The sequence below is a fragment of the Aliiroseovarius sp. B-4 genome (genome assembly GCF_056857795.1).
Window position 1 is genome coordinate 72,934 of the sequence record NZ_JBSXNV010000029.1, and the last position, 11,738, is coordinate 84,671.

General features: G+C 59.4%; 12 protein-coding genes and 1 tRNA gene. 9 read left to right on the forward strand and 4 right to left on the reverse strand.

Going from position 1 to position 11,738, the window contains the following annotated elements:
* Positions 1 to 69: 69 nt before the first annotated feature.
* Positions 70 to 1,443, reverse strand: coding sequence for a class II 3-deoxy-7-phosphoheptulonate synthase (locus AC13C8_RS03600; RefSeq protein ID WP_091429998.1), 1,374 nt, complete (start codon positions 1,441 to 1,443; stop codon positions 70 to 72).
* A gap of 237 nt (positions 1,444 to 1,680) precedes the next feature.
* On the opposite strand from AC13C8_RS03600, the gene AC13C8_RS03605 reads away from it, so the two are divergent.
* From AC13C8_RS03605 to AC13C8_RS03645, 9 genes are all read left to right on the forward strand, one after another.
* A complete protein-coding gene (locus AC13C8_RS03605) occupies positions 1,681 to 2,670 on the forward strand; it encodes a GlxA family transcriptional regulator (protein ID WP_091429997.1) in 990 nt (329 codons plus the stop codon).
* Positions 2,667 to 3,173: a GNAT family N-acetyltransferase gene (locus tag AC13C8_RS03610; RefSeq protein WP_091429995.1), complete on the forward strand. Its 507-nt coding sequence runs from the start codon at positions 2,667 to 2,669 to the stop codon at positions 3,171 to 3,173. The genes AC13C8_RS03605 and AC13C8_RS03610 overlap by 4 nt, the downstream gene beginning before the upstream one ends.
* Before the next feature lie 98 nt (positions 3,174 to 3,271).
* Positions 3,272 to 4,456 (forward strand): ABC transporter substrate-binding protein, encoded by a 1,185-nt coding sequence (locus AC13C8_RS03615; protein ID WP_091429994.1) that lies wholly within the window; start codon positions 3,272 to 3,274, stop codon positions 4,454 to 4,456.
* 93 nt (positions 4,457 to 4,549) lie between these two features.
* On the forward strand, positions 4,550 to 5,332 hold the full coding sequence (locus AC13C8_RS03620) for an ABC transporter ATP-binding protein (protein WP_482846397.1): 783 nt from the start codon (positions 4,550 to 4,552) through the stop codon (positions 5,330 to 5,332).
* Complete coding sequence (locus tag AC13C8_RS03625) at positions 5,329 to 6,156, forward strand: ABC transporter ATP-binding protein (protein WP_091429991.1); 828 nt, start codon at positions 5,329 to 5,331, stop codon at positions 6,154 to 6,156. The genes AC13C8_RS03620 and AC13C8_RS03625 overlap by 4 nt, the downstream gene beginning before the upstream one ends.
* Positions 6,157 to 6,158: 2 nt before the next feature.
* Positions 6,159 to 6,500 carry a hypothetical protein gene (locus tag AC13C8_RS03630; protein ID WP_482846398.1) on the forward strand — a complete coding sequence of 114 codons (342 nt, stop codon included), beginning with the start codon at positions 6,159 to 6,161 and terminating at the stop codon, positions 6,498 to 6,500.
* Positions 6,500 to 7,510 (forward strand): branched-chain amino acid ABC transporter permease, encoded by a 1,011-nt coding sequence (locus AC13C8_RS03635; protein ID WP_091429988.1) that lies wholly within the window; start codon positions 6,500 to 6,502, stop codon positions 7,508 to 7,510. The genes AC13C8_RS03630 and AC13C8_RS03635 overlap by 1 nt, the downstream gene beginning before the upstream one ends.
* Positions 7,507 to 8,862, forward strand: a complete 1,356-nt coding sequence (locus AC13C8_RS03640) for a branched-chain amino acid ABC transporter permease (protein WP_091429986.1) — start codon at positions 7,507 to 7,509, stop codon at positions 8,860 to 8,862. The genes AC13C8_RS03635 and AC13C8_RS03640 overlap by 4 nt, the downstream gene beginning before the upstream one ends.
* A gap of 7 nt (positions 8,863 to 8,869) precedes the next feature.
* The gene (locus tag AC13C8_RS03645) at positions 8,870 to 9,469 is read left to right on the forward strand and encodes a nucleotidyltransferase family protein (protein WP_482846399.1); all 600 of its coding nucleotides are present in this window, start codon (positions 8,870 to 8,872) and stop codon (positions 9,467 to 9,469) included.
* A gap of 19 nt (positions 9,470 to 9,488) precedes the next feature.
* On the opposite strand, the gene AC13C8_RS03650 is transcribed toward AC13C8_RS03645, so the two are convergent.
* The 3 genes from AC13C8_RS03650 to AC13C8_RS03660 all read right to left on the reverse strand — a co-directional run bounded on the left by AC13C8_RS03650 (position 9,489) and on the right by AC13C8_RS03660 (position 11,677).
* Positions 9,489 to 10,163 (reverse strand): Hint domain-containing protein, encoded by a 675-nt coding sequence (locus AC13C8_RS03650; protein ID WP_482846400.1) that lies wholly within the window; start codon positions 10,161 to 10,163, stop codon positions 9,489 to 9,491.
* A 241-nt stretch (positions 10,164 to 10,404) separates the two neighbouring features.
* Positions 10,405 to 11,523, reverse strand: coding sequence for a cystathionine gamma-lyase (locus AC13C8_RS03655; RefSeq protein WP_482846401.1), 1,119 nt, complete (start codon positions 11,521 to 11,523; stop codon positions 10,405 to 10,407).
* A gap of 68 nt (positions 11,524 to 11,591) precedes the next feature.
* Positions 11,592 to 11,677, reverse strand: a tRNA-Leu gene (locus AC13C8_RS03660).
* Positions 11,678 to 11,738 lie beyond the last annotated feature (61 nt).

An 11,738-nucleotide genomic window follows, 5' to 3' on the forward strand; every position in this document is an offset into this window, starting at 1 on the left:
GCATCACAGACAAAACAAACCCCGGCCGTTTGGACCGGGGTTTTCTTTTGTTTCCGCGTGTTCGGGCGATCAGCTGGCTTTGACGGCCGCCGCGTCTTCGCTGCGCATCGACGACAGCTCTTCCGCCACAAGGAATGCCAGTTCGAGAGACTGGCTGGCGTTCAGGCGTGGGTCGCAGGCTGTGTGATAGCGGTCCGACAAATCCTCGTCCGTGACGGCGCGCACGCCACCAGTGCATTCGGTGACGTCAGCACCCGTCATCTCGAAATGCACACCGCCGGGGATGGTGCCTTCTGATTTGTGGACGGCGAAGAATTCCTGCACTTCCTTCAGCACGGATTCGAACGGCCGGGTCTTGTAGCCCGTTGCCGATTTTATCGTGTTGCCATGCATCGGATCGCAGGACCACACGACGTTGGCCCCTTCTTCCTTCACGGTTTGGATCAAGCGCGGCAGGTGTTCTGACACTTTCCCTGCCCCGAAGCGCGCGATCAGGGTCAGCCGACCCGCGTCGTTGTTCGGGTTCAGCTTGGCCATCAACAGCTTCAGGTCATCCGCCGTCGTGGTCGGCCCGCATTTCAGACCAATCGGGTTCATGACCCCGCGGCAGAATTCCACATGCGCCCCGTCGGGTTGCCGGGTGCGATCCCCGATCCACAACATATGGCCGGACCCCGCAACGGTTTTGCCCGTGGTGGAATCCAAACGCGTCAGCGCCTCTTCATATTCCAGTAACAACCCTTCATGCGAGGTGTAGAAGTCCACGGTCTGCAAGGTATGGGCCCGGTCGCTGTCGACACCAGCGGCGCGCATGAAGTCCAGCGTGTCCTGAATACGCTCGGCCATTTCGCGGTATTTCTCGGCCTCATCGTTTTCGGTGAAACCAAGGGTCCAGCTGTGCACCTTATGCACATCCGCCAGACCACCCGTTGAAAAGGCACGCAACAGATTCAGCGTCGCGGCCGCTTGGGTATAGGCCTGCAACATCTTCTGCGGATCAGGAACGCGCGAGGCTTCGGTAAAGTCCAACTCGTTGATGATGTCTCCGCGGTAGCTTGGAAGCTCGACGCCACCCACCGTCTCGGTCGGGGCTGAGCGTGGCTTGGCGAACTGACCGGCCATCCGGCCAACCTTGATCACCGGCACTTTCGCGCCATAGGTCAGCACCATCGCCATTTGCAGCATCACTTTGAACGTGTCGCGGATCGCATCTGCCGAGAAATCCGAGAAACTTTCGGCACAATCCCCGCCCTGCAACAGAAACGCCTCACCGCGCGAGGCGCGACCGAGCTGTGCACGCAGGCGCATTGCTTCGCCGGCAAAGACCAGCGGAGGATACTTCGCAAGCTGTGCCTCGACCTCGGCCAGTTTGGCCGCGTCGGTATAGTCAGGCATCTGCACCCGTGGCTTTGTGCGCCAGGTCGACTTGTCCCACTCCGTCATGTCTCTGCTCCGTCTTGCGTCATGATCCCGCGGCTGCGGGTTTAAGGCCCTTCTTCTAGCGCGGTCAGCGCTAACGTGCAATTACCGTTATGGAATAGGGATAGGTCGCGTTAAGGTCCTGAAAGGCCAGTCCTGACTGGTTGTGTAAATGTCGGCGGTTTCGCTCTTGCCGCATCCGTTCAAACCTGATGTGGTCCCCGGCAACACAAAGATACCGATCTGCACAAGGTGACTCGGATGACTGAAAAACCCGTATCGACGCGCTCGGCCCCCCAACGGTTTGTTTTCGTGCTTGTCGAAGGGTTTACGCTGCTCAGCTTTGCGGGCGCCGTGGACGCGTTGCGCATTGCCAACCGCGCCGCCGGACGAACGCTTTATGAATGGGTGATCATGGGCGAAGGCGGACAGACCATTACATCGTCTGCCGGGCCGTCGTTCAATCTGGATAGTGATCTGGGCGAGCTTCGGCGCGACGATACAGTGATCATCTGCTCGGGTGTGGATGTTCAGACCCATTGTTCACAAAAGCTTTTGAACTGGTTGCGGCGTGAAGCGCGCCGTGGCGTCAAAGTCGCAGGCTTGTGCACCGCCGCACATGTGATCGCCAAGGCAGGTCTGTTGAACGACAAACGCGCGACCATTCACTGGGAAAACCACGACAGCTTCGCCGAAGCCTTCGACGAGGTCGATCTGACAAAACGCGTATTTGTGATCGACGGCAATATCATGACCGCAGCAGGCGGCACTTCGTCGATTGACCTGATGCTGAAACTGATTGCGGATGAACATGGCGAGGACATCGCCAATATCGTCGCCGACCAGCAAATCTATACCTCGATCCGCACTGACCGCGACACCCAGCGCCTGTCGGTGCCCACACGGATCGGTGTGCGCCATCCCAAGCTCAGCGATGTGATCCAGAAGATGGAAGCCAATATCGAAGAGCCTATTTCGCCGTCAATCCTTGCTGCCGACGTGGGCATGTCGACACGACAGCTTGAACGGTTGTTCCGGCGCTATCTGAACCGTTCGCCCAAGCGGTATTACATGGAGTTGCGGCTTCAGAAGGCCCGCAATCTGTTGATGCAAACGGATATGAGCGTGATCAATGTGGCGCTGGCCTGTGGCTTTTCAAGCCCGTCGCATTTCTCGAAGTGCTATCGGTCGCATTATGACACAACGCCTTATCGTGAACGTGGCAGCCACGCCACTCGCGTCGCGACGTGATCCGAACCGACCGGTTGTGCCTGCGCGCGCCGCGACAGGACGATCTGGATGCCCTGCACAGGGTGTTTGGCAACGTTGAGGCCATGCGATACTGGAGCCATCCCGCCCATACCCAGCGCGCGCAGACGCAACAGGTGCTGCACGACATGATTCGGTCGCACACGGCCACCGGCGTTGAATTTGTCGTCGAGCATCAAGGCCGGGTGATTGGCAAGGCCGGTCTTTGGCGCATTGCCGAACTGGGATACATCCTGCATCCCGATCATTGGGGCCAGGGGTTGGCCCACGAAGCCCTTGGGGCTGTCCTGAACGCCGCCTGGGACCGGCATCCGCAGATTGACAGGATCACCGCCGAAATCGACCCGCGCAACATCACCTCGGCCCGGCTGCTGAGTCGGCTTGGGTTTCAGGTGACGGGCCATGCCGAAAACACCTTGCAGGTGAACGGGGAATGGTGTGACAGCACCTACTACGACCTGTCCCGACCCCAACGCCAAGCGTGACGTGCCGCTTTTTTCCGTCCGACACCGCTTGGCTCTTTTCTTTTCCGAAACGCTTGCCTAGGCTCGCCTTCGGATATTTTCCAACTGGGAGAGAAAGTATGAAAAAGATTCTTATGGCAACCGCCGCCAGCGCATTGATGAGCGGCGCAGCCTTTGCAGAAGAAGTGAAGGTGGGTGTCCTTCTTGGCTTCACCGGCCCGCTTGAATCGCTGGCGCCCCACATCGCGGGCGGCGCGGAAATGGCCATCGCAGAAGTCAACGATTCGGGCTTGTTCATGAACGGGTCCACTGTGACGGCTGTGCGCGGCGATTCAACCTGCGTCGATGCCGCCGCAGCCACCGCAGCCGCCGAACGTCTGGTCACGGGTGAAGGCGTCGCCGGTATCGTCGGCGCAATGTGCTCGGGCGCGACCGGTGCGGTTCTGACCAGCGTGGCTTTGCCCAACGGGATCGTGCAGATCTCGCCGTCAGCCACGTCGCCAGGTTTGTCGACCATCGAAGACAACGGACTGTTCTTCCGCATGGCCCCGTCCGATGCGCGTCAGGGCGAGATCATGGCCGATATCATCACCAGCCGTGGCATCAACGAAGTGGCGCTTACCTATACCAACAACGACTATGGGAAGGGTCTGGCCGACAGCTTCGCGGCCGCGTTTGAAGCAGCCGGTGGCACTGTGACCATCAACGCCGCCCACGAAGAAGGCAAAGCTGACTATTCGGCCGAGGTTGGCGCGCTGGCATCTGCTGGCGGTCAGGCGCTTGTGGTGGCGGGATACTCGGACCAGGGCGGTTCGGGCATCATCCAGGGCTCGCTTGACACCGGTGCGTTTGACACATTCGTTCTTCCCGACGGCATGGTGTCTGACATCCTGACCCAGAAGTTCGGCAGCGACATCGACGGCAGCTTCGGCCAACACCCGAGTTCGTCAAATGACGGCGCTGGCAAGCTGGAAGAAATGCTGGCCGCTGGCGGGATCGACGGCACGTCGCCTTATGCCAAGGAAGGCTATGACAGCGCCGCTGTTCTGCTTCTGGCGATGCAGGCCGCAGGGTCTACCGACGGCGCTGCCGTCAGCGCAGCCGTGACCGAAGTGGCCAACGCCCCCGGCGAACCCATCGGCCCTGGTGAGCTGGCGAAAGGTCTTGAGATCCTGGCAGCAGGCGGCGACATCGACTATGTCGGCGGCTCGGACGTTGAACTGATCGGCCCCGGTGAAAGCGGTGGCAGCTATCGTGAGATCGAAATCAAAGATGGCGCCATCGAGGCTGTTAAGTTCCACTAAACAACCTTATAAACCTAACGAAACAGCCCGGATGTTTTCCGGGCTGTTTTGGTAAGGCGGGCGGCCTACTTCCGGTTGCGAGAGGGGACAGACATGATCGTCATCGAAGACGTTCACAAGCATTTTGGCGGCTTTCACGCAGTGGACGGCGCGACAATGCGGATCGAGGAACGCTCGATCACCGGGTTGATCGGACCCAACGGCGCGGGCAAGACCACCTTGTTCAACGTGATTGCCGGGGTGCTGCAACCGACATCGGGCCGGATCACCATGGCGGGCGAAGACATCACCGGATTGCCGCCGCACGAATTGTTTCACAAGGGCCTTCTGCGCACGTTCCAGATCGCGCATGAGTTCGGCTCGATGACCTGCCGCGAGAACCTGATGATGGTGCCCGGCGGGCAGACGGGCGAACAACTCTGGAACACGTGGTTTGGCCGCAAACGCATTGCCGATGAAGAACGCGCCCTGCGTGCCAAGGCCGATGAAGTGCTTGAGTTTCTGACCATTTCCCACATCGCCGACCTGCGCGCGGGCGAAATCTCGGGCGGGCAGAAAAAGCTGCTGGAACTGGGCCGCACCATGATGGTCGACGCCAGGATCGTCTTTCTGGACGAGGTCGGCGCGGGTGTGAACCGCACGCTGCTCTACACGATTGCCGACGCCATCAAACGTCTGAACGAGGAACGCGGCTATACTTTCGTGGTGATCGAACATGACATGGATTTCATCGACCGCCTCTGCGACCCGGTGATCTGCATGGCCGAAGGCAAGGTTCTGGCCGAAGGCACGCTGGACGAGATCAAGGCCAACGAACACGTGATCGAGGCCTATCTGGGCACCGGTTTGAAAAACAGGGATAAGGTAGGCGCATGAGCGGGAACCCCTATCAGGACGATCGCGGCAACAAGGATGCGTCGATCGTAAACCCAAAGGGTCAGGGCTCGATGATCCCGGCCACCGGCACCGGGCACCAGATGCACACGGGCGATGCCTTTCTGATTGGTGACAGCATGACCGGCGGTTATGGGAAATCCGGCCCCGACATTCTGCATGACTGCACCATCGCCGTGGACAAAGGCCAGATTGCGGTGATCGTCGGCCCCAATGGCGCGGGCAAATCCACCGGCATGAAAGCCGTGTTCGGGATGCTGAACTTGCGGCAAGGCTCGGTCCGGCTGGATGGCGAGGATATCACCGACCTGTCCCCGCAGGCGCGTGTCCATAAGGGCATGGGCTTCGTGCCGCAAACCCAGAATATTTTCACGTCAATGACCGTTAAGGAAAACCTCGAAATGGGGGCGTTCATTCGCGAGGATGACATTTCCCAGACCATGGCGCAGGTCTATGAGTTGTTCCCGATCCTTTATGAGAAACGCAACCAGGCCGCGGGCGAGTTGTCGGGGGGCCAGCGACAGCAGGTTGCCGTGGGGCGCGCTCTGATGACCAAACCGAAAGTTCTGATGCTGGACGAGCCCACCGCCGGCGTCAGTCCCATCGTGATGGACGAGCTGTTTGACCGGATCATCGAAGTGGCGCGCACTGGCATCTCGATCTTGATGGTGGAACAGAACGCGCGGCAAGCGCTTGAAATTGCGGATAAAGGCTATGTTCTGGTGCAGGGCGCGAACGCGCATACAGGCACCGGAAAAGAACTGTTGGCGGACCCCGAAGTGCGCCGGTCGTTCTTGGGGGGATGAGGATGCTGAAACATATTTGCATGGCCGCCGCGACCAGCTTTGTCGCCCTGCCCGCCCTTGCTCAGACCTGCACCTTCACCACAGAATGCTATGAAGCCGAGGCCTGTCAGGACACCAGCTTTTCGCTGACCGCCGCGTTGGACGACGCGAAACTGGTCACGGATTTTGGCGATCTGACCGTCGTGGGCGTAAAGAATGACGCGCCCCTGACCACCGTCTTCGCCACCGGCGAAGGCGCGGAATACCTGTTATCGCGCAATGCCGGCACTGCGCGCTTTACTGCCCACTCCAATGACGGGCCCACGTCGATCACCTATCTGGGCACATGCGAGGGAGAGTTCTGATGGATCTTCTGAACGCCATTGTGGCGCTTCTCAACTTCGTCGTGATCCCCGCGATGGCCTATGGCAGCCAGCTGGCGCTGGGTGCGCTGGGCGTCACGCTGATTTACGGCATCCTGCGGTTCTCGAACTTTGCGCATGGCGACAGCATGGCCTTCGGGGCGATGGTGACGATCCTTGTCACCTGGTGGTTCCAGTCGATGGGCCTGTCCATCGACCCGCTGCCCACCGCGCTTCTGGCTCTGCCCTTCGGTATCGTCGGAACCGCCTTGATGCTGCTGGCCACCGACCGCGTGGTCTATCGGTTCTATCGCCGGGTCAAAGCCAAACCCATCGTGTTTGTCATGGCCTCGATGGGCGTGATGTTCATCATGAACGGTGTTGTGCGCTTCATCATCGGTCCCGATGACCAGCAATTCGGTGACGGCGCACGTTTCATCATCAGCGCGCGCGACTTCAAGACCATGACCGGGCTGGAGGAAGGATTGGCGTTCAAGACCAGCCAGGGCCTGACCATCGTGACCGCTGTCATCGTCGTCGCCGCGCTGTTCTGGTTCCTGAACAAGACGCGCACCGGGAAATCCATGCGCGCCTTTTCCGACAACGAGGATCTGGCGCTGCTGTCCGGTATCAATCCCGAACGCGTCGTGATGATCACATGGATCATCGTGGCCGGTCTGATCACCATCGCAGGCGTGCTTTACGGTCTGGACAAGACCTTCAAGCCGTTCACCTATTTCCAGCTTCTGCTGCCGATCTTCGCCTCGGCCATTGTCGGTGGGCTGGGCAACCCGCTGGGGGCCATCGCGGGCGGCTTCGTCATCGCCTTTTCCGAGGTCGCAGTGACCTATGCGTGGAAGAAGGTCGCGACCTATGTGCTGCCCGAAAGTCTTGAGCCGTCCAGCCTCGTGCAGTTGATGTCCACCGACTATAAATTCGCGGTCAGCTTTGTCATTCTGATCATCGTGTTGCTGTTCAAACCCACGGGTCTATTCAAGGGGCAATCGGTATGAGCCAATCCCTTCGCACACCGCTTCTGTTTGCGCTGGTGGCGCTTCTGTTCGTTCTGCAAGGTTCCACGGACTGGTGGATCTTTGCGGGCAGTTGGAACTCCTCCCTGACCATCCTGAACATGGCGCTGATTTCTGCCGTGATGGCGTTGGGTGTGAATTTGCAATGGGGTTATGCGGGCCTGTTCAATGTCGGGATCATGGGCTTTGTCGCTTTGGGAGGATTGGCCACAGTCCTGATCGCGATGCCCCCCACCCCCGGGGCTTGGGGCGCGGGCGGATTCAGGATCGTCGCGGGCCTTATCATGGGCGCGGGCACGATCATGCTGATGGTCTGGCAATACAAGACCCTGGCGCAAGGGCGTTTGCGCGCGCTGGTCATGTTTGCCACGCTTGTGGTCGGTTTCGTCGTCTTCCGCTGGATATTCGATGCGGGCGTCGCAGGGGTCGAGGCGATCAATCCGGCGCAAACCGGATATCTGGGCGGGTTGAATCCCGGCGGTCAAGACAATTACCGTGGCCATGGATATATGACCCTGCTGGCTTGGCCGGTGGGCGGATTGCTGGCGGCGGGGGCCGCATGGCTGGTCGGCAAGACCGCACTTGGCTTGCGGTCGGATTACCTTGCCATTGCAACGCTGGGTATCGCCGAGATCATCCTTGCCGTCGTCAAGAACGAAGATTGGCTTGGCCGTGGTGTGAAAAACGTGATCGGACTGCCCCGCCCCGTGCCGTATGAGGTGGACTTGCAACAAAGCACCAGTTTCATCCAAAAGGCCGATGCGATCGGTATGAACGTCACCACGGCCTCGACGCTGGCGGTGAAGCTGTCCTATTCGCTGCTGTTCACAATTGTGTTGGTGGTGCTGGTGATCTTGGCGCAATTGTCCCTGAAATCGCCTTGGGGTCGCATGATGCGCGCCATTCGCGACAACGAGGTCGCAGCAAGGGCGATGGGCAAGGACGTGACCCACCGCCATTTGCAAATTTTCGTGCTCGGGTCAGCCTTGTGCGGACTGGCGGGTGCCATGATGACCACGCTGGACGGGCAGTTGACGCCGGGCACGTATCAACCGCTCCGCTATACTTTCCTGATCTGGGTGATGGTGATCGTGGGAGGATCGGGCAACAACCTTGGGTCTGTGCTGGGGGCTTTCGTCATCTGGTTTTTCTGGATTCAGGTTGAGCCGATCGGCAATTGGCTCATGTCGATTGTCACCTCCGGCATGACGGACGGATCGCCCTTGAAAACGCATCTTCTGGATTCCGCGGCCCACATGCGCCTGTTTTCTATGGGGATCATCTTGCTTTTGGTGTTGCGGTTTAGCCCAAGGGGGCTGATCCCCGAGAGGTAGCACCGGCATGTCCCAAGCCACTTCCCTTGCAGTCTTGATCATGGCCGCAGGCCAGTCGCGGCGGATGGGGCGGGACAAGCTGTTGCTGCGGGGTCGTGACGGTGCGCCCTTGCTGGCCGACCGGATCGACACCGCACTTGCCACCGGACGTCCTGTATTTGTCGCCCTGCCCGACCAAGACACCGACCGGCTGAAAATTGTTCGCGCGACAAAAGCCACGCCCCTTTTCTGCCCGAATGCCAGCCTTGGCATGAGCCACAGCCTGTCGGATGCGATAGGGATGTTGCCCCTTGATCTGGATGGAGTGTTGATCATGCTGGCCGATATGCCAGCCCTGACAACTCGGGACATAAACCAGGTCTGTGCGGCCTTCGGTCCAGATTGCATCTTGCGAGGTGGAACGCAGAACCTTACCCCCGGCCATCCGGTGCTTGTTCCCGCACGGTTTCTGAGCAAACTTGATGTTCTTCAAGGGGATCAAGGCGCACAAAACACCCTAAAGGACGTGCCAACCCGGATTGTTCCCCTTCCGGACGATCACGCTGCCTTCGACATTGATACGGGCGAAGATTGGCAATTGTGGTTGACGCGGACCGCGCAGCCCTGATTGCGCCGGTTCGCGTGTTCTAGCCAAACAGCAAGGCAACCTCGCGATCATCCAGGACGGGTCTTGTGCGCACATAGGCCGCGCGGCCCTGTTGGCTGACCAGTTTGGGAAGATGCGACAGGATTTCCTGCGCTGTCTTGGCGTCTTCGGCGACGATTTGATCCATATTCGGCCGCAGGCTTTCCAACCAGTCATCACCGCATTTCACAAGCTCATAGGTGTCAAACAGCAGATGCACGAATATGGGGTTCACGGTCGGATCTGGTGAGAACATGCCAATGTCGGCAAGATGGATGGCCGGGCACAACACTTCATTGGCCCCAAACAAAATTTCGGTCTGATAATGCGATACAAGAACCAACTGGTCCGATGTCACAAGCGTTGAGCTTTCATGACCATCAAATGACGTGCGGCGCATCGGTACACTCGCCTCATCGGCCACGCGTGATGTGCCAACCCAACGCAGGGTCGAGAAACCACCACCATAGGTCTTCACCTGATCCCCGATCTGCAATTCACGCGCAATCACAGGGCCGCGCAACGTTTCCACCCGCGTATTGGCCGACAGTCCAGACGACGCGATGCCCCTGCGGGAGTGGCGCCCCCGCATTGGGTCATTCACTGGCGATGTCGATGAAAAGCCCGTCCAATGGATCGGGATGGTCTCCTGCACTCGGATATCACGCAAGCTCAACTCAAATACCCCTGAAAACAAGCCGGATAACCCCCGGCGATACGAACATATTAGCAATTTGCGCCCAAATTATGAAGAAAACCTTTGAAAATCAGTGTGTTTTCAATCCTTGCGGGTAAAGTTCAGGCAATATGGCCGCATTCGCGCCATGATTCACGACCTATGGTTGCGGCGTGGACATCTCTTAACCACCCTGGAGTTATGCAGTGAAGTGACTATGATTCTTGCAATATTGTCGGCCCTATTTGGACATCAGGCGGTCCAATGATGTCATCAGGTCAGCCAGAAGCTGATCGACGGGTTCACAACCAACGGACAGCCGCACAAACCCGCCGGCCACATCATCCCCCCAACGCGCCCGTCGTTCAGCCGAACTGTGCAGACCGCCAAATGAGGTGGCGGGACGAAGATAGCGGCAGCCTGTGATGAACGCCTCGGCCCGGTCTTTGGTGTCCAGCGTCAGCCCGATCAGGAATCCAAACCGCGACATCTGCCGCTTTGCCAACGCATGCGCAGGATCGGTCGCCAGCCCCGGATAACGGATCGCAGTAATGGCCGGATGATCAGCCAGGGCCGGGGCGATGATTGCCGCCGATTGGCACATGCGATCGAACCGCACGTCGAGCGTTTCAAGCCCGCGATGCAACAGCCACGCCGCATGGGGTGCCGGGATGGCGCCGGACATTTTGCGCCAGTCCAGAACCGCGTCGCGCAGCGCCGTCTTGCGCGTGGCAACATGGCCCATCAAAAGGTCGGAATGTCCACCCGGCGCCTTGGTATCGGACGCCACGACCATATCCACCCCCAGATCCAGCGGGCGCTGGCCAAATGGCGTCATGGTCGTGTTGTCTACGATGGTGGTTCCGCCCGCCTTGCGCACCGCCGTTGCGATCGCATGGATGTCGCACAGGTCCAGCCCGGGGTTGGAGGGGCTTTCGATGAACGCCACGTCGATGCCATCAAAGCCACCATCCGCAAAGCCAAGGATGGGCCGCTGAACCACGCGCACACCGAACTGTGACAGAAATCGGTCAGACAACAGACGCGTGACGTAATAGCCGTCCGATGGAATCAACAGGGTTTGCCCGGCCTTCAGAGTGGCAAACAGCGCCGCCGAGATTGCCGCCATGCCCGACGGGAACGCAACGCAGGGCGCGTCTTCCAGCACGGACAGGCTATGCTCCAGCGCGTCCCAGGTTGGGTTGTCCACGCGCCCATAGGCCGCCGCACCCTCGGGATCACCCGGCAGATGAAACATCGAACTGGATACGAGCGGCAGCGCAACTGGATCGCCTTTTGATAAAACCTGCCCCCGAAGGTGCAACAGATCAGCGGCAATCTTCTGTGCGTGTTTATCCATACCTTCATCCCTTACGACACATCGCGCAAGGATGCGCCACGTGACGACCGTTCTACCTGACTTCGGAGTGGTGCCCAAGGAGAGACTCGAACTCTCACGCCCGTGAAGGCGGGGGATTTTGAATCCCCTGCGTCTACCATTCCGCCACTTGGGCACTGCGATGGGATTACCCAAGCGCCGAGGCAACGTCAACGAGGTTTTGGCCTGCCCCCGGC

Coding starts and splice junctions, on each gene's coding strand:
- AC13C8_RS03620 (WP_482846397.1), top strand. CDS start 4,550: ATGATCGTCATCGAAGACGTTCACAAGCATTTTGGCGGCTTTCACGCA.
- AC13C8_RS03625 (WP_091429991.1), top strand. CDS start 5,329: ATGAGCGGGAACCCCTATCAGGACGATCGCGGCAACAAGGATGCGTCG.
- AC13C8_RS03600 (WP_091429998.1), bottom strand. CDS start 1,443: ATGACGGAGTGGGACAAGTCGACCTGGCGCACAAAGCCACGGGTGCAG.
- AC13C8_RS03655 (WP_482846401.1), bottom strand. CDS start 11,523: ATGGATAAACACGCACAGAAGATTGCCGCTGATCTGTTGCACCTTCGG.
- AC13C8_RS03615 (WP_091429994.1), top strand. CDS start 3,272: ATGAAAAAGATTCTTATGGCAACCGCCGCCAGCGCATTGATGAGCGGC.
- AC13C8_RS03605 (WP_091429997.1), top strand. CDS start 1,681: ATGACTGAAAAACCCGTATCGACGCGCTCGGCCCCCCAACGGTTTGTT.
- AC13C8_RS03640 (WP_091429986.1), top strand. CDS start 7,507: ATGAGCCAATCCCTTCGCACACCGCTTCTGTTTGCGCTGGTGGCGCTT.
- AC13C8_RS03630 (WP_482846398.1), top strand. CDS start 6,159: ATGCTGAAACATATTTGCATGGCCGCCGCGACCAGCTTTGTCGCCCTG.
- AC13C8_RS03635 (WP_091429988.1), top strand. CDS start 6,500: ATGGATCTTCTGAACGCCATTGTGGCGCTTCTCAACTTCGTCGTGATC.
- AC13C8_RS03645 (WP_482846399.1), top strand. CDS start 8,870: ATGTCCCAAGCCACTTCCCTTGCAGTCTTGATCATGGCCGCAGGCCAG.